This window comes from Serratia sp. MMO-28 (assembly GCF_037199905.1).
GTDB lineage: Bacteria > Pseudomonadota > Gammaproteobacteria > Enterobacterales > Enterobacteriaceae > Chania > Chania oryzae.
This window is the reverse complement of the sequence record NZ_JBBCVB010000004.1, coordinates 25,775-49,585: the sequence shown is the minus strand read 5'-3', so window position 1 is coordinate 49,585 and position 23,811 is coordinate 25,775. Positions and strand designations below refer to the sequence as shown.

Here is a 23,811-nt window from a genome sequence, read left to right as displayed (position 1 = left end):
ATCGCATCTCTTCATTGGCGTAGGGAATATGCTCCTATTGTAACGGTGCTATAAACGATGCCAAGCAGTGGTTTAGCTTAAACGGAGAAATGCGGGCGATTACGCATTGCGATAGTAGATCAGGCGTTGATGAAAGTAGTTCAGCAGATGAGCAGGCACGCTTGCTTCGGCATTTTTTAACCCAGAAGCGTGCCCATAGCGCTCATTGTAAATAACGCTGAGCGCTAACAGGTCGGTATGGATCTTTTCGCGTTCTTGCTGAGGCAAGCCTTCCAGTTTTTGCACCATGTCTTTCTCCTTGCTCGATAAAACATCATAGGATCGCTGTGGCGGTTTGTCGTTAACCCATTCAGGGAAGAAACGGGTAACTTAAACCAGCGATTAACTGATCTTAGTGATCGACTCTGATGGGTTGTGCAGGTTCTCTGGCCCCAATTTCTTGCTGATCGAATAGAGACTGCTGATAACCAGCAGCCAGAATACGGCACAAAAGATCAGCACGGCTAACCAGACTTTTTTGTTGTAACTCATAATGCCTCCTAGTGAAGAGAGGATGCTATTTACTGAGTGTTAAAGCAGGTTTGGCATCAATACTGTTAATAGAAGTATTTTTAGTATGAATGAGTTTTGCCTTGCTGGTGTTACTAATAAGTGTGTGAGTGTTTCAAAATATTCCTTAAGATAATATTAAGAAAACTAAATTTTTACTCACTCAATAGTTATTTAATTTTCGTTTACATATTCAGGCATACAATCCAGCACATTCAATGCTAAATATGAGTATCCAATATGAAAACGCTTCTGTTAACCGGCGCTACGGGGTTTCTTGGTGGTGCGGTGCTTGAGAAATTACTGAAAGATAATCAAAGTATTAGCTATCTTTTCTTGGTGCGTGCCGAGAATGCGCAACAGGGTTTGAACCGTATTCGTGCGAATATGGAAAAGTTTAATATTGATAAAACCATTCTGGATAAACTCACGCCAGAAAATATTCTGTTAGGTGATTTAAGCGAGCCGACTCATTTTCTGTCCGACACACGTATTAACACTGTGACCCACGTGGTTAACTGTGCGGCTGTCGCTTCATTTGGCAATAATCCGCTTATTTGGAAGGTTAATGTTGAAGGTACCTTGGCTTTTGCACAGAGAATGGCACAGGTTAAAGGGTTAAAGCGTTTCCTGCATGTAGGTACGGCGATGTCTTGTGCACCTGAACCCGGCTCGTTGGTCGCGGAAAGCGCCGAGTTTGAGGAAACGGCAGAACATTTAGTGGAGTACACTCGCTCCAAATCAACGATTGAGCAACTGATGCGACAGACCTGCCAACAACTGCCGCTGGTGATTGCCCGGCCTTCGATCGTGGTTGGCCACACGCGTTTGGGGTGCCAGCCTTCCAGCAGCATTTTCTGGGTATTCAGCATGGCGCTGATGCTGCGCAAATTTATGTGTTCATTGCAGGACAATATCGATGTGATCCCGGTCGATTACTGTGCCGATGCGCTGGTGATGTTACTGAGCCGCGAGACGCTGGATAACGATGTTTATCATATTTCTGCCGGCGAAGAGAGCAGCGTCAGCTTTGCGGATATCGATCGCGCCATTGCCGCCGCGCTGGAGAAACCGCCGGTTGGCGATCATTACGCGCAGGTCAGCTACGAAGCACTGCTGCAAATGCGCAGGCAACTGAAGGATATCTTCGGGCCGTGCAACGAACGCCTGATGCTGAAAGCGATGCGCCTGTATGGCTCGTTTGCCATGCTTAACGTGCGGTTCAGCAATGAAAAAATCCTCAAGCTGGGCATGCCGAAACCGCCGCGCTTTACCGATTACATTGCCTGTTGCGTGCAATCGACCCGCGGGTTGTCGATACCGCAACAAATGGTGGTGGATTTTAAATAATAGGTTAGGCATCGGAAGCGATGCCCGTTTGGCTTACCAGGATGATGATGACCAGAACACGCGGCCCAGCACCACCAGTTGGTCTTTGCGCTTTGGGTAGCTGAGATGCTCATCCTGATACTCTTCGCGGTTCAGTGAGCGGATCACCACGCCGCCATCGGGCTGCTCAATCAGGATCTTGACCCGCAAAAGATTACCGTGACGGATGGCATAGGTTTTTCCTTCGCGGATACGGGTATCGGCCGTGTTGATGCCAACCACATCGCCATCCTGCAAGCGCGGCTCCATACTGGAGCCGGAGATGCGGATAATACGCGCCGCATTCACCGGTACGCCCATCTTATGCAGATAGTAACGGCGGAAGATCAGTGAAAACTCTTCACGATCGACGATTTCATAGCAACCATCACCGGCAGAAAAGTCGATATCCAGCAGGGGGATCTCGACAAACTCTTCCTTGTCTTGATCGGTATCTTCCCATACAACGGGCCTGAGCCGTGCCGGTTGGAAATCTGACTCTGCTGCAACATTGGCAAAAGGGTGTTTCAAGGTTTTTTCATGAAACACATCAAACCAGCCTTTAGGTAAGTTCAGCTTGGCTTCAATGCGCCGGGCGAGGTTATCGCCCAGATTGCGCGAGGATTTTTCACCGGTAATCTGGCTCAGCGTGGGGGCAGAAGATCCCACCAGTATGGCAAATTCATTCTGGTTGGTGCCTTGGCGGGCATAATGCGCCATGATATCGCGCAGATTATTGCGCCTGATTTCTTTGGTTTCCATCGGCAGATGATCGCACCCTTTAGCAAAAAGGTAAATCCTTCGGCGGCAGAATTTCAGCCTCGTATTAGCGTTAAGCTAAATGCCGTTATGATTGATGGTCATGCAGACAAACACCGTTGATCTTCAGCAGTTGTACGCAAGTGTTTTTCATCCACTAGAATAAAATTTTGAGGCATCGTCGGTGAAAATAACGTGCGTTTAGACAGAGAGATCTCTTCTTTTGAGCGCCTGATATACCGCCACTACCGCATCGTTCATGGTGTGCGTATCGGGCTGGCGTTTGTCATTACCTTTCTTTTGCTGCGCTTGCTCAAGGTGCCGGAAGGCATCTGGCCGCTTATTACGCTGGTGGTAGTGATGGGGCCGATCTCTTTTTGGGGCAATGTGCTGCAGCGCGCGTTGCAACGCGTCTCTGGCATGCTGCTGGGGGCGGTTTTTGGCCTGATTGCGCTCTATCTCGAATTTCATTCGCTGCCGCTGATGCTGATCTGGTGCGGCATCGTGATGTTCTTCTGTGGCTATCTGACGTTGGGTAAGCGGCCTTATATGGCGCTGCTGATCGGCATTACACTGGCGGCAATGTGTGGTGCGGGGGCGGAAAATATGCCGATTGCCCTGTGGCGCGGTGGCGATGTGATTTTAGGTTCGATCCTGGCGCTACTGTTTACCAGCATCTATCCACAGCACGCGTATATGTTCTGGCGCATGCAGATGGCCGACTGCCTGCAGTCGATAGGCCAAATCTATGGTGCTTATTTGTCACCGAATATGCTTGAACGGCCCCGTCTGGAAACCCGGATGAAGCTGCTGTTGGCCGACGTGGTTAAGCTGCGTGGGCTGCTGTTACCGGCCAGTGAAGAAACCCCGATTCCTGAACAGGTATTCGAAGCGGTACAAACCCTGACCCGCAATCTGGTGTGTACGCTGGAGTTGCTGGTGGGGGCTTACTGGGCTTCGCGCGAGACCCGCTTTACCATGCTGAATGCCAAAACTCTGCGCAGTGCGCAATTGCTGACGCTGCGTTCGATCGAATCGCTGGTGGATATGATGCGCTACGGCGAGCAGCGGGAAGCAGCTGGAGAATGGCGAGAAACCGCAGCCGAACTGCGCGCCCTGATGCAGGAGGCCAGCGCCGAGCGGCCTTGCGAGGCATCGATCTGCGGTTATATCTGGCTGAGTATGGAATTGGCGCAGCAGCTCGAGGAATTGAGCGATTTGCTCAAGGTGTGTACTGCGCGGGTGCGGGAATAAGGGGTCAGATCATGAAGCGCGCGCATCGGGTTTTGGCTGGGGCGCTAAAGTGGGTAAGATAGGCCAATGAGAGTTGTGTCTGACGGGCACAAACCTGTATCTTGGTGTGATAGCGGCCCGTCAGCAAATGAATCTGTGTATTACTAAAGCAAGGGTATAAAGATGGATAATGCAAATAAGCCGAGTTTCCAGGACGTTCTAGAGTTTGTGCGTATGTTCCGCCGTAAAAACAAGCTGCAGCGCGAAATTACCGACAACGAAAAGAAAATTCGTGACAACCAGAAACGTGTACTGCTGCTCGACAACCTGAGCGAGTACATCAAGCCTGGTATGAGCATTGAAGACATTCAGGGCATTATTGCCAATATGCGCAGTGACTATGAAGATCGTGTGGATGATTACATCATCAAAAACGCCGATCTGTCCAAAGAACGTCGTGATTTGTCCAAAAAGCTGAAGGCGATGGGCGAAGTGAAGTAATTATCTCCCGCGCAGGGCTGGCATTTTTCCAGCCCTCGCTGTTTCTGTTTCCTCCTTAATGCCCGCCAGCATTTGCGCCACCAAACCTGGTCACGATGATCGTGTTACGCATTGATTTTTCAAGCGGGCATAGCAAATCAGCCCGGACCCGCTACGCTTAGAGTATCGTCTTGCAGCAAACCTTCTGGTTATTGTTCTGGCGCGGTGCGGTGGTTGAGCACTATTGCCGCTGTTTGTGATCAATCATGTTTAAAGCAGTCTGATATTGATAATTTTTATGCAAAATAAAAATGGTATTTTATTCGATAGATGAGCCATTCATTTTTAGCTATGTTGCGATGACGTAGCCTGGGAAAGGGGAACAGGTTCCTTTTATGACAGAACAACAACTCACCGCATTGCTCAATCTGGACGACAGCGTTCATCCTCCTCGCGTGTTGGCACGTGGTGATTGGGTACTTGCGCATTATCGCCTACTGGAGCCGGGCGTCAGACAGTTGCAGAGCCGTTTGCCCGGCGATGTGGTGTTTGATCTCAGCCAATTGGGCGTTCTTGATACGGCTGGCGCCAAGCTACTGGTTGATCTGCTTGGCAGCGAACGGATACTCAATCTCAGCCAGACGGCGCCTTCCCTGCCTGCCGAACGCCGTGTTCTGCTCGAAACCGTAGGCCGTTCCCTGCAAGGGTTTGAGCCTTCAGAGACGGAGAGCCCTCCGGGGTTGCTGGTTGAACTGCTGGCCAATATCGGCCAGTCGATGGTCAGTTTCTGGCAAAATTTTATCGATCTGCTGGGGTTCATCGGCCTGACTCTGCAAGCGCTGTTTGGCAGCCTGTTACGCCCTGCGCGCTGGCGGCTGACGTCGTTGGTGGCCAATATTCAGCAGATCGGTCTCAATGCTGTGCCCATCATTATGCTGCTGACTTTCCTGGTGGGGGCGGTGATCGCCTTCCTGGGCTCAACGGTGCTGGCCACTTTCGGTGCCGGTATTTTTACCGTCCATCTGGTGGTGTTCTCCTTCCTGCGCGAATTTGCCGTACTGCTCACCGCGATACTGATGGCGGGCCGCACCGCCAGTGCCTTCACCGCCCAGATTGGCCTGATGAAAGCCAATGAGGAAATCGACGCGCTCCAGGCATTGGGGCTGAATCCGGTGGAAATGCTGGTGCTGCCGCGGGTGCTGGCGCTGTTGATTGCGCTGCCGATGCTGACGTTTATCGGCATGATTAGCGGGATCTTTGGGGGGGCGGTGGTGTGCGTCTTGACGCTGGATATCTCACCCACCATGTTCTTGACCATCATGCAGAGCAGTGGTGGATTACAGCACTTTCTGGTTGGCATGAGCAAGGCTCCGGTCTTTGCTTTCCTGATTGCGATTATCGGCTGCCTGGAAGGGTTCAAAGTTAGCGGTAGCGCCGCTTCCGTGGGGGCGCATACCACTTCCAGCGTGGTACATTCAATCTTTGTGGTGATCCTGCTTGATGCTGTCGCCGCACTGTTTTTCATGGAGATGGGATGGTGAACCAAGCAGCCCCTGAAGCCATTATTCGCATTCGTAAATTGCGTAACTGTTTTGGCAAACAGTGTGTTCACGAGGATCTTGATCTTGACGTACGGCGTGGGGAGATCCTCGGTGTGGTCGGCGGTTCCGGTACCGGTAAATCGGTCCTGCTGCGTAGTATCGTGGGCCTGCGCCGCCCGACGGCCGGGCAGATCCATGTTTTTGGCGAAGACTTGATGGCACTTTCCGGCGAACGTCGTTCCGCGCTGGAAAGGCGATTTGGCGTTCTGTTCCAGCGTGGTGCGCTGTTCAGTTCGCTAACGGTCACTGAAAACGTGGCGTTACCGCTGATCGAATATGCTGGATTGCAACGCAGCGATGCTGAGAAACTGGCGCAGGTGAAGCTGGCGTTGGCAGGTTTACCCGCCAACGCAGGCAACAAGTACCCGGCATCACTTTCTGGTGGCATGGTGAAACGTGCGGCGTTGGCCAGAGCCTTGGCGCTGGATCCGGAGATTCTGTTTCTGGATGAACCCACTGCCGGGTTGGATCCTATCGGTGCGGCGGCCTTTGACAGCCTGATCCGCACGCTGCGCGATGCGCTGGGGCTGACGGTGTTTCTGGTCACTCACGATCTGGACACCCTCTACACCATTTGTGACCGGGTTGCCGTGCTGTCGCAGAAAAAAGTGCTGGTGGTTGATACGTTGGACGTTGTCGCCGCCACGGATGATGCCTGGATCCAAGAGTATTTCCATGGCCCGCGTGGGCGGGCAGCGCAACAGGCCGTAACGAACATACGAGAGAGGCAATAAGAAATGGAAACCCGTGCTCACCATGTACTCATTGGTCTGTTTACTCTCATTATCTTCAGCGCCGTGCTGTTGTTCAGCCTGTGGCTGACCAAGGCCGGCAGCGATCGTCAGTTCAAACTGTACGATGTGGTGTTCAATGAAGCCGTCAGCGGCCTTTCACAGGGCAGTTCGGTGAATTACAGCGGGATCCGCGTGGGGGAAGTGGTGCAACTGCGGTTGGATAAAGACGTGCCGAGCAAAGTCTGGGCACGCATCCGCGTGGCTGCTTCGGCACCGATCCGCCAGGATACGCAGGCCCGGTTGGCCGTTGCCGGCATCACCGGTACTTCCAATATTCAACTGAGCAGCGGCAGCGAGGCCAGCCCGTTGCTGGAAGGGCAGAATGGGGAGATTCCGGTGATTATCGCCACGCCATCACCATTGAGCCAGTTGCTCACCAATGGTGAAGACTTGGTCACGAACATTAATGAGGTACTGATACGCCTCAATCAGGTACTGACGCCGGATAATCAGCAGCGTTTGGCCAGCACGCTGGATAATCTGGAGAAGATCACCGGCACGGTGGCTGGGGAGCGTGAGGATATCCGTACGGTAATACAGCAGTTGGCGCTGCTCACCAAACAGGGCAATGATACGTTGGCGCAAACCAATCGTCTGGTACGCAATGCCAACGGTCTGCTCGACGGGCAGGGCAAGCTGCTGGTCAGTAACGCGGCCAAAACCATGGCATCGTTGGAACAAACCAGCGCTCTGCTGAATAAGCTAATCAGTGAAAACCAAAGCTCGCTGAGTAATGGGATGCAAGGGTTCAACGATCTCGGCCCGGCGGTTGATGAATTGCGCAGAACGTTGGTGGCATTGCGCAGTGCCATGAATCGCCTGGAAGAAAACCCGTCAGCCTTGCTCAGAGGCCGTGAACGTACCAAGGAGTTTACACCACAATGATTGACTTCAGCCTGATCTATGCCCGCTACCGCCGTAACGTTTTACGGCTGCTAGCCCTGATACTGTTTATGCCGCTGGCGGCCTGCACTATTTTGCCGGAAAGCCCGGTGTTGCAGGTCTATCTGTTGCCCGCGCAGCCTGCGGCCGGTTCTGGCAGCGGGCAGGCGTCTGGTCAATCGTTGCGTATCGTCCAGCCGACCACCAACCAGTTCCTGAATAGCTCGCGGATTGCCGTTCAGCCGCAGGGGGCGGAGATCACCTCTTTCTCCGGTTCGCGCTGGAGCGATCCGACACCGCTATTGCTGCGTAATCGCTTGATTCAGGAATTCCGTGCCGATGGCCGCTTCCTTTCTGTGAGCAGTGATGAAGATAATGTGCAGGCCGACATTGAACTGAACGGCGAGCTGTTGTCATACCAAGCGGTATACAGTGGTGATAGCGGAGAAGTGGTGATCCGTTTTGACGCGCGTTTGGTACGCACTTCCGATCGTCGGGTGATCACCAGCCGCAGTTTTGCCGTCCGGCAGGCGATAAATGGCAGATCTATGGATCAGGTCGTGCAGGCATTCGGCCTGGCCAGCGATAAACTGGCGGCACAGATGCTGAGTTGGACGCATCAGCAGACGGTAAACTTTCCTGTAAGATAACGGTTTATAAAGCGGTTTGAATAAAATGCCCGGTAGATGTGTATCGGGCTTTTTTATGCCTAAGGCCTGGTTTTTATCAAGCCGATAAGCAAGTGTTTATGAGGGAAACGAGATCCCACGCCCACTATTTAACCTCTATTCGTTATTTTTACATATCTAACAGGGTATTACCTTAATGGCTTCGATTTCCCCATTATGAGGTATGCTCCATGCTTACAGTCGGCTACAAAAAAGTCATTGCTATGCTCTTGTTTACGGTCATGGGGAGTGCCCATGCCGTAGAAGAGCTGAATAGTACTCGTAGCGGTTTTGGCCAAGCCATGGCGGCACGGGATGTAGAAGGTATCGCACAGTTTTTTGATGAAGAAGGCATTCTGGTTAAGCAGGACGGTTCTCTGGCTAAAGGACGAACTGAGATCAAAGAAGGATTTCGCGAGATACTGGCGGATAAAAATAGGCGTGTTAGGAGCGTTCCTGATTCATCCACTACCGTACAGAATGGCGATATCATTTTAAGAAGCGGCCGCTGGCAGCTGATCGATATTAACGGAAAGGTGCACGAAGAGTGGTTTGCCAGTGAGGTATTTCGTAAAAACGCGCAGGGTCAATGGGTTTATTTGATAGATAGCCCTTATAACAAACTACCCAATTAAGATTGGCCAAAATGCCAATGCACCTTGGCTGGGTGCATTGGCTGATGTACAAATTCAGACGTATAAGCTACTTACTGACCGGCAGTGTAACCTCGGGTAGTTTAAAACCATAGCGGCTCAACGGCGTGAGAATGATCGAGGTCGGGTTGCCGCTAATGGCAAGCCGTTTGGTCTCGCCTGCCAGCAGATAGTAATTCTCCAGTGGAACGATCTTATTCCCAGGCAATAAGGTGAGCTGTGGCGCTAAGCGGATAACATGCTTGCCTGGGTTGGTTATCACCAGTTGTTGCCCTTCAACACTGAACTTCAGGTCTTCCCAAGGGGTTTTGGTCTGAGCAACAGAACTCGGCTGCACGATAAACCCGATATCCTGGCGGATAGGCATTTTGGCGCTGTTATCTACCGCCTGGTTGACCCCCTCAAACGAGGCTTTCAACAGCACCTCATGGGTCAGTGGCGCACCTTTTTTCAGCACAAAATTGACTTGCTGGCTTTGATCGGCATCGATACGGGTGATCGGCGGCGAAATCAGGATCTGTTTGCTGAGGTTACCGCCATCCAGATCAATCAGCTTGGTCACCAGTAACAATGGCGCTGAAGAGGTATTCTGAATGTTGAAGCTGACTCGGCCTTCGCTTTCATTCAGGATAATGCCGGTGCTTTCCAGCTTGAATGAAGCCTGTGCAGGAGTAACCATCAGCAGTGAAACCAATAATCCCAGCCCGAGCAGGACGGATAACAGGAGCGGAGGGTGTGCATTTTTTCTGCTCGTTATAGACATAGTAAACCTCACGATGTGTAAACAGAACTCGTTTTAAGTGTAATCCCTGATAATAAGAAAAACAGGGACGGGAATAATTAGCGACAAATCGCTTCAGAGACTTCGTATAACGCGTTGGCGTCGAACTGGGTTGGGGCTTGATAATCGACCAGGCATTCACTCTGATTCATTGCTTTGACGCGCAACGGTTGGCCGATATCGTCATTGGTCAGCATCACGTTCCCATCGCCGATCACGGTGCCCATAAATTTGCCGTTGCCGTTCAATACCGTTGCGCCAACGGGGAGTGCGGTACCCGTGGTATCGCGGATGGTCAGCAGCAATTGGCGGGTTTCGGTTACCGTAAAGCTCTTGCTGGCAACCGAACCGCGCGCCAGTGCAAAATCGGCGGTCGTGCTGTTCAGCCTGATATTCAGTGGCAATGTTTTGGTATCAATCTGCGCGGTTGCTGTCGTATAAGGTTGCAGCGCAGGCAGAATAGCCTTGCCGGAGCGATTGGTCAGGGTCGCACCGCTGCCAGGAGCCTGCACGCGCAGATTGCCCTGCTTGGGAATGTCGACAATCGCAAACGTATCTCCTATCGCTTGTGGCGATGTCGCCACGTTGCCGTTGGCGTAGGCCATGGCACCACTGGCTGACAGCGAAACGGAGCGGCTCTGGTTAGACGACTGTGATACCCCGGTGGCTAATTGAGCGTAAGGCGTACGCAAGTTAGCACTACCGCTGACGCGTTGCTGATTTTCTGAACCTGTTACACCCACCGAATAGCCACGGTTTTCCCCCCAGCGGCCTTGATAGGTGGAGCCCATAGACAGGGTATTATCCACTTGCTGTATCCGACTGTTCAGTGTCCCCTGGCCCAGTGGCAACGACAGGCTGGCATACGCCGACTGGCCGAAAGCGGAGGATTGCAGACTGAGACTCAAAGTCGCATTGCCCCAACGCTGGCTGCTGGATAACGTATGGGCAATATCACTGTCGCCATTGCGATAATACTGATTATGCGAAGCCACATAGGAGAACGCCCCCCAGCGTGGATGTGCCCAGGTAATGGCAGCACTGGTGGCATTACGCAATGACTGGGCGGCAGGATCCTGACGATAGGCGAAGCCACTGAGTGCGTCATCCGCGGTCAGATAATCCTCTGAACGGTAAAGTGTGGACAGGGAGGTAGAGACATTTACCCCCAAATGGGCTTGGGCCTGCAGATCCAACTGATAACCTTGCCGGTTGTCTTTACCCCGGGCATAGCCGACCCCGCCACCCACCCAGCCGCGTTCCGTTCCAGCGTAGCTGCTTTTCATCACCAGGTTTTGGTATTCAGACGACAGCAACCCACCGGTTGTCGCCCGCTGGCGGCTGGCGGGGCTGAAAGCCAGTTCACCCGTAAGCAAAAGTGGAGCATCCGTGGGCATATCTGCCGTCGCGTTAGGGTTGCGATAACGCCCGAGCCCCAGTTGGTAGCTGCTGGCTTCCTGATAGGCATTGATGTCCAACGCGTTGGTTACAGAGAAACGCTGCCTGCGGCCATCTTCTTCGATGATCTCGACGTCTGCCGGGATGCCATTGGAAAAGTTGCTGATGTTACTCAGCGAGAACGGCCCTGGAGCGACGACGGTACGGTAAATGGTGCGTCCACGCTGGCGGATTTCGACGGTGGCGTTGGTATTTGCGACGCCTTTAATCGGCACGATCAATTGTGAAGCACTGAACTGTGCGCTGTCGGAATAGAGTTGTGCGCCGAATAGTGGCAGACCAGAGAAGGAGTCACTATTGCTGCCGAACTGACCGAGTTGCAATACTGATTTGAGCGATTCCACAGCACGTAAGGCTGAGGTTTCCTCGGAGGTGTAACGGCTATTGCCCAGGCCGCTGGAGACGCTGCTGCGGTTGCGCACTACCCAGTTACTGAGGTTGACGCCAGGCTCAAATAGCCCCTGGAAAAAGCGCAGATCGGCGTTGTTACCAGAAATTTGCTGACCGAACAGGTTATAGTTGAGCAGCAGAGCATGCCCACCGTACTGAAAATCGCCCTGTTCAGGATCAAAAGCTTCTTCGGGCAGCATCAACTCCAGACGGAACTGCCCAGGGTAGGTTCTGACCAGAGCAGTAGGCCATAGTGTGCTCAGTTCTTCACATTCTGAGGCGAGCTTGGGCTGGCGAAGTTTCAGGGCAACCAACAGCGCATTATCAACGCAAAGTTGTCCGTCAGCGTTAAAACGCGCATCGACGGTATAGGAGCGAGCTGCATTGATCTGAATATTGACGGTATTAACGCCAGGAAGGAAACGGGCTTCTTTACCAAAGAATTCGGCAACATCGGCCGTATAGCCGAGAGCGGCTAATGTTTTAAGATCAAATTCCGGGCTCTTTTCATTCGCAGCTTTACTAATAGCGGGCAATAATAGACACGCTGATATTAACGAATAAAACGAGACACGCAACGTTGTCATTCTGGTGCTCCAGTAAACCATTACCGTCAGATAAAGTGATAAAATAAGATGGGGAATAAATAGCGGGTACAGAATGCTGTGCCCGAAAAATTAATTCGTAAACCGATGATTAAATGGCGAAGGAAAAGTTTATCGTCATTGAGCCGTCAATCATGGAACTATCTGTTACCGGGCCGTTCATGGTAGCCGTGCTGGCTAATACCGGGATAATACGCATATCGGCGGTAAATACTCGCCCGGCGACAGGAACAGCATTAGTATCGGACCAGCCATAACGGTTAGTGGAACCAAGGAAATAACCGATACCTGCTGGCGCAGCGGTTAATGTTGAAGAACCTTTTGCGCCGTAATATATCGATCTAGCGACGCCGTCAACAAAGCCATTACGCATTGAAACGGTATAATAACCGATCTTGCCCGTTCCGTTGATATAACCCAACCCAAAGTTGGTGAGGTTTGGCGCAGTTTGGCTGGCCGTTGCTGCCCGGTTATCAGTTGAAGTGATGCTGAGATAGGTCTGTGAGTCGCAGGTCACACTCCAGGTTTTGGTCATTGGTGCCAACGACGTTGTGGCACTGGCTGACACCAGGGAAGAAGACAGTTTACCCAGGTCATAAACGCCGTTATCAGGTGCGGCAACGGTGCAGGTGGGAATATCAATACTCCCTTGAACCTTGAGTTCTGCCGTAGTTTCTGCAGCCTGAGCATTCGCCACTGTCAGCATGACAGATGGCAGCACGGCGAGGGCAATAAGGTGTTTTTTCATAACAAAATAAAATCCAAGTCAATTGAGTGCTGATAGTTCAGGTCGTTGCCCGCCATGGGCGGGCAACTCTGTCTGGATTAGATGCCGTAGGCAAAGTTCAGCGTCATCGAACCGTCGATAGTGGTGTCATCAGTAATCGGGCCGTTCATGGTGGCAGAGCTTGCCAGTACTGGGCTAACGGTGATGTCAGTAACGAAGATCTTACCGCTTTTTTGGGTGTTGGCTGTTGCTGTAGCCCAACCGGAACGCTGACCGGTAGTGATGTTTGCCGTAGCTGCCGGGGTAAAGGTGGCTGAGGCAGAAGTAAACAGGCTGGAAGCCACGCCATCTACGGTGGCATTTTGCATTTGTGCGGTGTAGTAACCGATTTTCCCGGTACTGTTAACCATCCCCATGCCAAAGTTGGTGGCAGCTACCGCGCTGGATGAGGCCGCACGGTTATCTACCGGTGCAAAGTTCAGGTAGGTTTCTGCATCGCAAGTAACCGTCCAGGTTTTGGTCATCGGAGTCAGCGCGGTAGTTGCCGCCGGCTTGATCATGGTGGCAGACAGTTTGCCAAAGTCATAGATGCCATCATCAGGGCCTGCCACAGTACAGGTTGGAACGGTCAGTTCACCGATAACTTTCAGCTCTGCAGTTGGGGCGTTAGCGTGAGCGTTTGCCATGGTCAGCAGCAGGGTTGATAATGCAGTTGCGCTAATTACGTGCTTTTTCATAAAACAAAAATCCATATCATGATGTTAATAACAACGTGTTTGGTTTTATTTGCTTGTTAATATTGGCAATATAAAACCGTTAATAAAAATTGACGGCATACATTCCATCAATTCTTGTTATTAATGGGTTTTCCCCATTAAAAATTCTAACCGCGCGAGGCGAGCGGGTTATGTATTAGAGTCAGTGAGGTTATTCTGTGAATCGTTGAGTTTTTTAATCTTTCCGTAGAGGTCAATTAATCTCAGTTAGGGTTCCCATAGCTGTATACTATACTCGTCATACTTCAAGTTGCCTGAGTGTTGGCTACGCCCTCTCGCAGCAGCCACATAGTGATCTATGCCTCTGGCGGCTCGGGCTTGCCGTCTACATGCAACTCAAATTATGTAGAGTATAGTAATCTCTTGCTTCTGATGATTTCTATCTTGGTTATAGAGTAACTGACTAAAACGGTTAGCAGGTATACATTCTTTCTATTGAAAGAATATAGACGCTGTCATGCTCATATTGCTCACATTGAATAAATACGCTGTTCTTTTGATGCGGCGACTATAAAAGCTTTTCTTATCGCTGAGGAGATATTTTTTTGTTTCACGTGATGCTTTATTTGAATGTGTAACAGGAGAGATTTTTTTGAAAACAATGAGATAGGTTATTTTTTGTCAGAAAATATGTGGTGTAAAAAATGACTAAAAAACGATTTTTATAGAAAAAAAGTGCATAACCCTAGTAAAGGTATGGATAAAAATACGGGGTTAGCGGTCAGTGAAAGGATTTTCGGCTGCAACTTAACCAGGTTTCGGCTTGGAAAAATTGATTGAGATCAAATAATGCAAAATCCGCAAGAATATTTCTTCTATCATTCTGATTTTAAAAAAATAAAAAATACTGAGTAACTCCATCGCTTGAGATGGCGGCGTTTTGTCCCTTACCGTTGAGCAAAAGCTCAAGGCAAGCGCGAATGCTCGTTGCGGAGAGGGGGGAGGTCGCAGTATCAGGCAGATTTGTGCCGCAAGCAGCTGGCTTTGTCAGCAGTCTGAGGACATCTTGCGGATGCCCTGATTTTAGCCCACAACAAAAAGCGTCTATCACCCCGTGGCAGGCAGAAGGCGACGTATTAATTCCCTCCCACCGACGAGCGCTGTTGCCATAGCCAGCACCCCGAGAAGCAGTGAGATACCATAAAATGTTTCGCTATAGCCGAAAGCAGCAATCGCTGGGGTGCTGAGCCAAGGGGAAAGGAACTGACCAAGAAAGATTGAGGTGGTTAACATGCCTCCTACCAGGCCCCGGTGCCGTTCTGGGGCCAGGTTGAGCGCAATGGCGACGAAATTCGGCGAGACCATGGCGTAACCTGCGCCGATAGCGGCGGCACCCGCAAAGATTATCCAGGGTTTCATTCCACAGCCGACGAGCATAAATCCCAGGGCCAGCATGGTATAGCCCAGGCTGTAATTGCCGTAGAAGCCGATCGTGCGCTTCATTCGCGCATAGAGCAAAGCCGTGCAACCGCCTGTCAACATCAACGCCCCCAAGGCTGAACCGGTCATCACGGCGCTGTTATAGCCTTGTACCTTGAAGAAAAAGGGGAGCTGTGTCGGTATGACGAAAAAGAGCATATTGGTCAGCATTTGCAAAAGGGCCAGGGTAAGAATGAGCCATTTCCAGGCCCGGCGCCCTTTGTTTCCCTGCATTTTGGTACGCGGTGCCGATCTGACGGGTTCGCTAATCGCCACCCACATCAGCGGCAGGAAAAAGGCCGCTAAGCCGTAGATGGCGAATGGCAACCGTGGTGAGATCGCCGCCATGTACCCGGCCAGTGAGATAAACAAAAAACCACCGAAATTGCGTGCCGACACCTGTAGCCCCACCAGGTCACTGCGTTGGTCGCCGGTGAAGTAGTCGCCAATCAGAGCGGTTCCCGCTGTCATGATGAGTGCCACGGCGATCCCCAGGGCCAGGCGACTGGCAAAAATCGCCGGCAGGCTGGGCAGGTAGAGGCCGGCGCTGCCGGTGATGATGAACAGGATAACGCCGATCAGGAGCATTCTGCGTCGCCCAAAGCGATCGGCGAACATACCTGCCAATGGGGCGCAGAGCACCACGCTAAGAGAGGGGGCGGGCACCAGAAGGCGTGTCAGTATTTCCGCATGGGGGGCGTCTGAAAAGGCGGCCTCGAGCCCTGCCAGCGCAGGGCTGATCGTTGCATTCGCCATAACGGTCAGGCTTGCCGCCAGCAAAAGAGCGATGGCCCGCTGATCTCGCCAGACGGATGTTGGAGCAGGAACGGGGTCTTGTTTCATGAACTGTTTTCCTCTTGCATGAATTTGCGTGTTAATGCATCGTACAAGTTCAAGTCAACTTGAGGTCAAGCATGAAAATCCTGGATATCGGCGAGGTGGCGCAGCAATCTGGCGTATCGCCTTCGACACTGCGCTATTACGAAGAGATCGGCCTGATCGCGTCTGTCGGGCGGAACGGCCTGCGGCGGCAGTTCAAGACAGACGTCCTGTTGCGGCTTTCCTTGATTGCCCTCGGTAAGTCTGCCGGTTTTTCGCTGGTTGAAATTGCCAGCATGTTTGGCAAGGATGGATTGCCGGATCTGCCGCGTGGGAGCCTGCATGCCAGAGCGGATGAGTTGGAACGCCAGATCTGCAATCTTACGGTGTTGAAAAACGCGTTGCGGCATGTTGCCGATTGCCCGGCACCCTCACACCTGGAGTGCCCGACATTCCAGCGCTTACTTGCGACGGCAAGTCATCGTAAAAAGAGTCAAGCCAAATAAGAAAACTGAAGGCTATCGCAGCACTAGGCTACCGTAGCCCCCGCGTTATCCAACGGGGGCTGTGGGAGTTACTCGTCAGCTAACATGAACATGCCGAACGGATGGATTTGCAGGTAATAACTGTCTCCCGGTTCCGGTTGCAGTTGGGTAGCGTTAACCTGCAACAGCAGCGACTGATCGTGCCAATTCACCAGCACTTCGTATTGCGGCCCCATATAGGCCACTTTGCTGATGGTGCAGCGTTGGCTGGGTTCGCCGTGTTGGCTGAGCGTGATCGCCTCGGGACGCACGCCAACCGTACATTCCTGCAAGCCAGAGGCAAAACCGTGCGGGCGTGGCACCTGATAGCCGAAGATCTCAACGCCGCTGCTGGTGACCTTGGCCGGGAAGATGTTGGCATCACCCATAAAACTTGCCATAAAGCGCGATGCCGGATAGCGGTACAACGTTTGTGGCGCCCCGAGCTGCATGATTTCCCCTTTGTTCATCACCAGCACACTGTCTGAAACGGCAAAGGCTTCGCTTTGATCGTGCGTGACATACAGTGAGGTGATATGGAACTGTTGCTGCAACTCACGGATTTTCTCGCGCATGCTACGGCGTAGGTTCGCATCAAGGTTACTCAAAGGCTCATCGAACAGCAGGACTTTGGGTTTCAGGATCAGCGCTCGCGCCAGGGCAACGCGCTGCTGCTGGCCGCCGGAGATCTGATCGACATAGCGTTCTTCAAAACCTTCCAGATCGACCAGCATGAGTGCTTCACGCACCCGATCGCGGATCTCAGCCTTGGGCCGACCGAGCATCTTCAAGCCGTAACCGATGTTATCCCCCAGCGACATATGTGGGAACAGCGCGTAGGACTGGAAGACCATACAAATATCACGCTGCTGAATGGAGCGATCGGTCACGTCTTCGCCATCGATAAAGATCTGCCCGCTGCTGGGCTTTTCCAACCCGGCAACCAGGCGTAATACCGTGGTTTTGCCACAGCCGGAAGGGCCAAGCAGTGTCACCATTTCACCGCGTGGAATCGCCAGACTCAAATCGCCAATCACGGTGTGGTTGCCAAAGCGTTTGGCGACGTTTCTCAGTTCAACAAAGGGTTTTTTATCTTGATTGTCAGACATGTTGTTCATCCTTATGCGCCGCACTCAGGCCGCATTCCGGGCTTTGGAACGCGCCACCCGCGCTTCCCCAACCAGGGCATCAAACAGGAAAATAATCGCCAGCATCACGACGATCAGAATCGAACCATAGGCAATTGCCACGCCATATTCACCGTCCTCAACCCGGTTGAGGATGTAGGAGGTAGCGACGCGCGTATCCGGTGTAACCAGGAAAATAATGGCGCTGACGGTGGTCATGGCACGCACGAAGCTGTAAACCAACGCCGAGAGGATCGCCGGGCGCAGCAGCGGCAGCAGGATATACAGCACGGTGCGCAGTGACCCGGCGCGCAGGCTGAGCGAAGCTTCATCCAGCGATTTGTCCAACTGCCCCAAACCGGCGATACCCGCACGTATCCCTACCGGCACGTTGCGCATCACCATGGAGATAATCACGATCGCTGCGGTGCCCGTCAGGTAAACCGGCGCACTGTTGAACGCCAGAATGTAGGACACCCCGGCGACGGTGCCCGGCACCGCGAAGCACAGCATGGTGCTGAACTCGATGACCTTTTTACCGCTGAACTGCTGGCGCACCACGATGTAGGCAATCAGCAGGCCAAAGATGGCAGTAATCGGAGCGGCAATCCCGGCATACAACAAGGTATCCAGCAGAGAAGGCCATGCGCCATCGCTGAATCCTTGGCCGAACAGCTTGCTGAAGTTGTCCAGCGTCAGGGTGTAATCCACCCCCCAGTTGACGGTGAAGCTGCCGTAGAAAATGCTGCCGTACAGCAACAGGTTAAAGGCGATCCATACGTACAGCATCAATGAAACGCCCCACACCAGCAGCGTTGGCAGCGGCTGCACGTCACCATGGTTTGATTTGCCGGAAATGGTCACGTAGGAGCGTTTACCGATCCACATATACTGCACACAGAACACCAGCAATGAGAACAGCAGTAAGATCACCCCTAAGGTACTGGCGGCCTGATAATCCAACTGTGCGCCGGTGATATAGAAGTAGATCTGCGTTGCCAGTACGTCGAAGTTGCCGCCTAACACTAACGGGTTGCTGAAGTCGGCCAACGACTGGACGATAACGATCAGGAACGAGTTAGCCAGCGCCGGTTTCAGCAGTGGCAGGAAGACCTGCGTGAAGGTCTGAAAACGGTTGGCGCGCAGCGTGTAGGACGCTTCCTCCAGCGAAGGGTGGATGGTCTTGATGGCACCGTCGAGGATCATAAATGACATCGGGGTAAAGGCCAGCACCTGCGCCAGCCAGATACCGGTAAAACCATACAGCCAGTTGGTATTGGTCAGCCCGAACCAGGTCACCATAAACTCGGTAATGTAGCCGGAGCGCCCCATCATCAGGGTAACGCCCAACCCGACGACAAAGGGCGGCGTGACGATAGGCAGGATCGAAAAGATGCGGCCAATCAGCGCTGAACGGCGGGCAATGCGCGTGGTATAAATCGCCAGCACCATACCGAAGAAGGTGCAACCTATTCCAACGGCGGCAGAAAGCAGGAAAGAGTTCCAGATCACCTGCAAAATATGCGCTTGCCCAAGAACCTGCATAAATCCTAACGGGGCGAAGGCACCGGCATCATCGGTGAACATCGGAATAAAAATGGCGATGCTGGGGTAAATGATAAACAGGGTGATGAGCGCAATCACCGCCACCAATGATCCCAGCACGAAGCGATCACCCCCTAGCCATTCCAGCCTGGAAAGTGCCAAGGTGATCACCGCGCCCAGCGCCAGCAGGAGGGGCAGGGTCGCGAATCCCATACCGGTATCGGTTAAAGTGGCAGTGATAAATACCAGCCCCGCGCAGGCCAGCGCATAACCGGCGTCAAACAGGTGACGGGTGCGCCGTTCGCGGCCAGCGGCCAGTGCCGGGCGCAAAAACAGCAGCAGCGGTGCGGCAAACCACACCAGCGCCACACCGCTGTGCGACCATCCATAGGCGGCCAGCAGCTCTTCACGAGAGGCTCCCAGCAGCCCGTAGTCCAGGCTGTATGAGGGCAGCAAGGCAAAGCCAGCCAGCGCCAGCAGCAGCCAGTAGAAAATAGGGTCCCGCCCCTGCGCGGCGCGCAGGGTAATGGCTTCAGACATGATATTCCCCGGAATTAACTAAAATGAGACGGGCGTGGAGATAAACACGCCCGATCTGGGTAGCACTGGGTCAGTTGCCCATCTTCACGTCACTCACCCACTTGGAAATCAGCTTCTTACGCATATCGGAGGCACCGTAGGTATCCATGTCGTAATCGATCAGTTTCAACTGATCCAGTTTCAGCGAGTTGGGGGAGGTTTCAGCCGTGGTGTTGGTCAGAATCTGGTAAGACTGGCCTTTCTTCCAAGACAGCTCTTGGGCTTCTTTAGATAGTGCCCAGTCAACGAACAGTTTGGCGTTTTCCATATTGCGGGCATTCTTGATAATGCTGATACCGCCGATTTCATAGCCGGAGCCTTCGCAGGGGGAAACCAGCGTCAACGGAGCCCCTTTTTCCTGTTCTAGCGAATAGTCATGCAGGAAGCCAATGCCGATGGCGATTTCACCGCGTGCGGCGTTGCGAGCCGGGGCAATGCCGGATTTGGTGTACTGCGAGATATTCTTGTTAAGCTGCTTCAGGTAATCAAAGGCTGCCTCTTCACCCCATAGCTGAGTAAAAGTGGCCAGCGCGGTGTAAGCGGTACCGGAGCTTTGCGGATCGGCGATCTGGATCTCCCCTTTGTAGATCGGGTTGGTCAAATCTTTCCAGCATTTGGGCACCGGCAGATTCTTTTCTTTCAGGCGATCGTTGTTGACGCCAAAGCCGAGGATGCCGATATAGACCGCAGAAGAGTAGTTGCCTTTGCGTTTGGCCGGATCGCGGAACTGCGGCATGATTTGTGCCAGATTAGGTGAGGCGTAAGCCTCGAGCAGGTCCATTTCACCCGCTTGCGATTGGGGATCCAGCGTGCCGCCATACCAGACATCGGCCTGTGGATTCTTTTTCTCCGCTTCCAGCTTGGCCAGCGTGCTGCCGGAACCATTGCGGATAAAGCTGGTTTTGACGTCGTATTTTTCCCCGAAGGCTTTGGCTTCTTCTTCACACATGGCGTTGGTGGCGCTGCAATAGATCACCAGTCGCCCCTTGGCCTGTGCGCTTCCTGCCAGCGTAGCCAGTGCCAGAGTCGTAGCCAAGAGGGTGTTCAAAGGTGTTAATTTCATCATGTTGTCCTTTTTGTTGTTGTAGGGTAAAACGAACTTATTGGTTTCCTTCCCCGTGAGTGGGATAAATTCACGAGCCTCTCTTCTTGGCCGTTATTGCCGCATTTGCCCGGCCATCAGCATCGGCATCAACAGCAGGCCGACGCAGGTGGCGGCCAGCGCCAGCACGGCAAAAAAGCCGTACCAGCCGTAGTGCTGTAACACCTGAGCGAGCGGCCAACCGGCCAACGCCGCACCCAGATAGGCAAACAAGCCAAGAAAGCCGGTCACGGTACCCGCCGCGTTTTTATGGCAGTGCTCAGTAGCCGCCAAGCCAATCAGCATCTGTGGCCCGAACACAAAGAAGCCAAGGCTGAAAAAACAGACTGAAAGCAACCCGTAGTGGTGTAACGGGGCCAGCCATAAGGCGGTCATCGCCAGAAACAATCCGCAAGAGAACAGCAGGATCATTGGCGCTCGCAGGCCGCGAAACAGCAGATCCGATCCCCAACCGGCAAACAGAGCGCCAAATAACCCACCCAGTTCAAACAGCGACAGGGTGGCGTTAGCCTTCATCAGGTTCACACCATGGCTTTCTGCCAGCCAGATATTGCCCCAGTCATTCAGTGCAATACGTATCAAGTACACCAAGATGTAAGAGACACCGAGCAACCAGATGGTCGGGTTACGTAAAATGGTGTCATACAGCATCTGCCGCATCGGCATTGGCGGGCTTCTTTGCTCTTGCCAAAGCTCCAGCGGATCGCGCCGCCAACTGCCAACGCTCGGTAATCCTTGTTGCTGCGGTTTGCCACACAGTTGCCAGCACAGCCATAAGCCAATCAGCATGCCGATCACACCCGGCAGCAGCAGGGCCGATTGCCAGCCGTAGTGCGAGGCCATAAAGCCAGACAGCAGCGGCACCGCAGCACCGCCCAGGCTGATCGAGGTATTCCAGGTTCCCCACCAGAACCCGCGTTCGTTACGCGAGTACCAACTGGTGAGCAATTTGGCACAGGGTGGCCACCCCCAGCCTTGAAAGAAACCGTTCAAGGTCCACACCAGCAACAACGCCGTCAGTGAATGACAAAAGGCGAACAGAATGTTCAGTAACCCGGTGATGAACAGCCCCACGCCCATAAACCAACGCACCTGGCTGCGATCGCTGACAATACCGGAAACAAACTTCGAGCCGCCATAAGCCAGATAAAACAGCGTGCCCAACAGGCCGATATCGCCTTTGTCCAGATTCAGCTCAAGCTGCATCACCGGCATGGCGTAGCTGACGCTTTTGCGTGTCAGGTAAAACGCGCCATAACCGACGATCATCGAAAACATCAGGCGTGGCCGCCAGTAGCGATAGCGGGCACTGATTTGTTCTGCAGTTAACGTGGCCGATGTCATGGGTTCCTCTGGACAATGAACGCAGTGTAAAGAGTGAATAACAGAAAGGGATGAGACAAGGTTTTAGAGGCCTAAGACTTATTCCTAGTCAGGACAGGGTTTCGTTCAATTTTGTGGGTAAGTTAACAATTACGCGGGTGCCGTTGCGGCGCTGAAGTTGCCAATCCCCACCGAGAGCGTGTACCCGTTCTTCAATTCCGAGCAGGCCAAACCCACTGTTGGCTTGCGGTGGCATACCTTGGCCGTTATCGCGGATCTCAAGGGTGATCATCCGATCGTTTTGGGTCAGGCGCAGGCGGACATGGCTGGCACAGGCGTGTTTGCTGATGTTATTGAGCGACTCCTGTGCCACGCGATAGAGAGTGGATACCAGCGTTTTATCGCTCGGGGGGGCGGGTAATTGATAATCGAGGTGAAAATCGATCCCTTGTTCGGCAAAGGCAAACTCATTGGCCAGATGGTTTAGCGCTTTGTCGAACGCCATCTCTTCCAAGACCGGCGGGCGTAATTGCCGTAACAGCGTGCGGGTGGTGTGGTGGATACGCTGCGAAAGCGCATCGATCTGTTCAGCGGCCAGGCGGGTGGCCGGCGCGGTGGCGCTGCGGTTCACCAGCATCGCCTGGATCTGTATGGCGGTAATATTCTGGCCGATCTCATCATGCAATTCGCGGGCGATGCCCTTGCGTGTTTCTTCCTCGGTCGCGACGAGCCGCTCCATCAGATGCCGTTTGGCTGCCAGTTCCCGCTCCAACTGCTGGCGATAGCGCTGTAGCTTTTGCGCCAACTGCTGCTGGCGGCTGATGGCGATCCCCAAGCCAATCCCCAATAGCGCCTGGGTGGAAAGGAACAGCTCCAGTTCACGCGAATCCTGAAAAGCGCCACCCGCTTGGCGGGTGAGGGTAATCAGTATGCTGCCAAACAGGGCTGCCAGGACGCCGCCTTGCCAACCGAACAGGTAGGCCATAAGCACATTAGGCAGGAAGATGAAAATCAGTAGCAGACGCTCCATTTCTGGCGCGATGGCTACCTGCACGCAAATGCCAATCGTGAAAAACAGCGAACACCACAGTAACAGCGAGGTGCGGATCTGCGGAGTGAGGGGATGAGGGGCTGGCATGGTGGCAACCAGTTGCTGTTTCAGATAGGTATGAATCAGATAAAGAAAAGGCACCAGCAGTACACCACCGGTAAAACAGGTCAGCAGTGTCTGGCTGATCGGGGCGGTTATCCAAGGGCCAGCCAGCAGCCCATACAGCAAAGCGTTAGCACTGATAGCGGCCAGCAGTAGCGACAGCCGTTGCCAGTAGTGGTGATAACGATACCAAAGCCGTTGAGTACACCAGGCGGGCAGCAGGCTTAAGCACGGCAAAACCAGCATCAGAGGGGCGTTTAACAACTGCTGGTTATTCAGCCACAGCAGTATTGCCCCTTCTGCCACCAACAGCGCTGGCCAATAGCGGCGCGGCAGCAGGATTAACAACGCTAGCCGCAGCCCCTGGGGCAAAAGCAGCGTGGCTTGCTGGCTGTTTTGCGTGAGATGCAAACTGATGGTCCACAGTGCCAGCCAACTGAGAGAGAAAAACAGCACCAGGAACAAGGAAAGCGCCAGGCGGCGCAGGATCAGCGGC

At 53.1% G+C, this 23,811-nt stretch carries 22 protein-coding genes; 9 read left to right on the top strand and 13 right to left on the bottom strand.

Features of this window, described 5'->3' with window-relative positions; all coding sequences use genetic code 11:
• Positions 1 to 99: 99 nt before the first annotated feature.
• Positions 100 to 288, bottom strand: coding sequence for a DNA polymerase III subunit theta (locus tag WG891_RS04645; RefSeq protein ID WP_337261706.1), 189 nt, complete (start codon positions 286 to 288; stop codon positions 100 to 102).
• Positions 289 to 381: 93 nt separating this feature from the next.
• A complete protein-coding gene (locus WG891_RS04640) occupies positions 382 to 531 on the bottom strand; it encodes a hypothetical protein (RefSeq protein WP_337261705.1) in 150 nt (49 codons plus the stop codon).
• Between the two features lie 258 nt (positions 532 to 789).
• Here WG891_RS04640 and WG891_RS04635 point away from each other — a divergent pair, with 258 nt between their 5' ends.
• Complete coding sequence (locus WG891_RS04635) at positions 790 to 1,899, top strand: SDR family oxidoreductase (RefSeq protein WP_337261704.1); 1,110 nt, start codon at positions 790 to 792, stop codon at positions 1,897 to 1,899.
• A 33-nt stretch (positions 1,900 to 1,932) separates the two neighbouring features.
• Here WG891_RS04635 and WG891_RS04630 read toward each other — a convergent pair whose 3' ends face one another.
• Positions 1,933 to 2,679: a S24 family peptidase gene (locus WG891_RS04630; protein ID WP_337261703.1), complete on the bottom strand. Its 747-nt coding sequence runs from the start codon at positions 2,677 to 2,679 to the stop codon at positions 1,933 to 1,935.
• Between the two features lie 192 nt (positions 2,680 to 2,871).
• Between WG891_RS04630 and WG891_RS04625 the strand changes: the two genes are divergently transcribed.
• The 7 genes from WG891_RS04625 to WG891_RS04595 all read left to right on the top strand — a co-directional run bounded on the left by WG891_RS04625 (position 2,872) and on the right by WG891_RS04595 (position 8,969).
• Positions 2,872 to 3,930, top strand: a complete 1,059-nt coding sequence (locus WG891_RS04625; RefSeq protein ID WP_337261702.1) for an FUSC family protein — start codon at positions 2,872 to 2,874, stop codon at positions 3,928 to 3,930.
• Positions 3,931 to 4,092: 162 nt separating this feature from the next.
• The gene (gene tmaR, locus WG891_RS04620; protein WP_037402210.1) at positions 4,093 to 4,410 is read left to right on the top strand and encodes a PTS system regulator TmaR; all 318 of its coding nucleotides are present in this window, start codon (positions 4,093 to 4,095) and stop codon (positions 4,408 to 4,410) included.
• Between the two features lie 374 nt (positions 4,411 to 4,784).
• On the top strand, positions 4,785 to 5,930 hold the full coding sequence (locus WG891_RS04615) for an MlaE family ABC transporter permease (protein WP_076941438.1): 1,146 nt from the start codon (positions 4,785 to 4,787) through the stop codon (positions 5,928 to 5,930).
• Positions 5,924 to 6,724: an ABC transporter ATP-binding protein gene (locus WG891_RS04610; RefSeq protein WP_337261701.1), complete on the top strand. Its 801-nt coding sequence runs from the start codon at positions 5,924 to 5,926 to the stop codon at positions 6,722 to 6,724. The genes WG891_RS04615 and WG891_RS04610 overlap by 7 nt, the downstream gene beginning before the upstream one ends.
• Positions 6,725 to 6,727: 3 nt before the next feature.
• Positions 6,728 to 7,669, top strand: a complete 942-nt coding sequence (locus WG891_RS04605) for an MlaD family protein (RefSeq protein ID WP_337261700.1) — start codon at positions 6,728 to 6,730, stop codon at positions 7,667 to 7,669.
• Positions 7,666 to 8,316, top strand: a complete 651-nt coding sequence (locus WG891_RS04600; RefSeq protein WP_337261699.1) for an ABC-type transport auxiliary lipoprotein family protein — start codon at positions 7,666 to 7,668, stop codon at positions 8,314 to 8,316. Before WG891_RS04605 ends, WG891_RS04600 begins: the two co-directional genes overlap by 4 nt.
• A 209-nt stretch (positions 8,317 to 8,525) precedes the next feature.
• Positions 8,526 to 8,969, top strand: a complete 444-nt coding sequence (locus WG891_RS04595) for a YybH family protein (protein ID WP_337261698.1) — start codon at positions 8,526 to 8,528, stop codon at positions 8,967 to 8,969.
• 67 nt (positions 8,970 to 9,036) lie between these two features.
• Here WG891_RS04595 and WG891_RS04590 read toward each other — a convergent pair whose 3' ends face one another.
• The 5 genes from WG891_RS04590 to WG891_RS04570 all read right to left on the bottom strand — a co-directional run bounded on the left by WG891_RS04590 (position 9,037) and on the right by WG891_RS04570 (position 15,986).
• Positions 9,037 to 9,750, bottom strand: a complete 714-nt coding sequence (locus tag WG891_RS04590) for a fimbria/pilus chaperone family protein (protein WP_337261697.1) — start codon at positions 9,748 to 9,750, stop codon at positions 9,037 to 9,039.
• 77 nt (positions 9,751 to 9,827) lie between these two features.
• Positions 9,828 to 12,203, bottom strand: a complete 2,376-nt coding sequence (locus tag WG891_RS04585; protein ID WP_337261696.1) for a fimbria/pilus outer membrane usher protein — start codon at positions 12,201 to 12,203, stop codon at positions 9,828 to 9,830.
• Between the two features lie 109 nt (positions 12,204 to 12,312).
• Positions 12,313 to 12,969: a DUF1120 domain-containing protein gene (locus WG891_RS04580; RefSeq protein ID WP_337261695.1), complete on the bottom strand. Its 657-nt coding sequence runs from the start codon at positions 12,967 to 12,969 to the stop codon at positions 12,313 to 12,315.
• Positions 12,970 to 13,046: 77 nt separating this feature from the next.
• Positions 13,047 to 13,685 carry a DUF1120 domain-containing protein gene (locus tag WG891_RS04575; protein WP_337261694.1) on the bottom strand — a complete coding sequence of 213 codons (639 nt, stop codon included), beginning with the start codon at positions 13,683 to 13,685 and terminating at the stop codon, positions 13,047 to 13,049.
• A 1,086-nt stretch (positions 13,686 to 14,771) separates the two neighbouring features.
• The gene (locus tag WG891_RS04570; RefSeq protein ID WP_337261693.1) at positions 14,772 to 15,986 is read right to left on the bottom strand and encodes an MFS transporter; all 1,215 of its coding nucleotides are present in this window, start codon (positions 15,984 to 15,986) and stop codon (positions 14,772 to 14,774) included.
• A gap of 71 nt (positions 15,987 to 16,057) precedes the next feature.
• Here WG891_RS04570 and WG891_RS04565 point away from each other — a divergent pair, with 71 nt between their 5' ends.
• Entirely contained in the window at positions 16,058 to 16,468 is a 411-nt protein-coding gene (locus WG891_RS04565) for a helix-turn-helix domain-containing protein (RefSeq protein WP_443006024.1), read from the top strand.
• 68 nt (positions 16,469 to 16,536) lie between these two features.
• Here WG891_RS04565 and fbpC read toward each other — a convergent pair whose 3' ends face one another.
• The 5 genes from fbpC to WG891_RS04540 all read right to left on the bottom strand — a co-directional run bounded on the left by fbpC (position 16,537) and on the right by WG891_RS04540 (position 23,801).
• On the bottom strand, positions 16,537 to 17,595 hold the full coding sequence (gene fbpC, locus WG891_RS04560; protein WP_337261692.1) for a ferric ABC transporter ATP-binding protein: 1,059 nt from the start codon (positions 17,593 to 17,595) through the stop codon (positions 16,537 to 16,539).
• A gap of 24 nt (positions 17,596 to 17,619) precedes the next feature.
• Positions 17,620 to 19,698: an ABC transporter permease gene (locus tag WG891_RS04555; protein ID WP_156294311.1), complete on the bottom strand. Its 2,079-nt coding sequence runs from the start codon at positions 19,696 to 19,698 to the stop codon at positions 17,620 to 17,622.
• Between the two features lie 70 nt (positions 19,699 to 19,768).
• On the bottom strand, positions 19,769 to 20,800 hold the full coding sequence (locus WG891_RS04550) for an ABC transporter substrate-binding protein (RefSeq protein ID WP_337261691.1): 1,032 nt from the start codon (positions 20,798 to 20,800) through the stop codon (positions 19,769 to 19,771).
• 93 nt (positions 20,801 to 20,893) lie between these two features.
• Entirely contained in the window at positions 20,894 to 22,183 is a 1,290-nt protein-coding gene (gene uhpC, locus WG891_RS04545; RefSeq protein WP_076941424.1) for an MFS transporter family glucose-6-phosphate receptor UhpC, read from the bottom strand.
• Positions 22,184 to 22,271: 88 nt separating this feature from the next.
• Positions 22,272 to 23,801 (bottom strand): MASE1 domain-containing sensor histidine kinase, encoded by a 1,530-nt coding sequence (locus WG891_RS04540; RefSeq protein ID WP_337261830.1) that lies wholly within the window; start codon positions 23,799 to 23,801, stop codon positions 22,272 to 22,274.
• Positions 23,802 to 23,811: the final 10 nt, after the last annotated feature.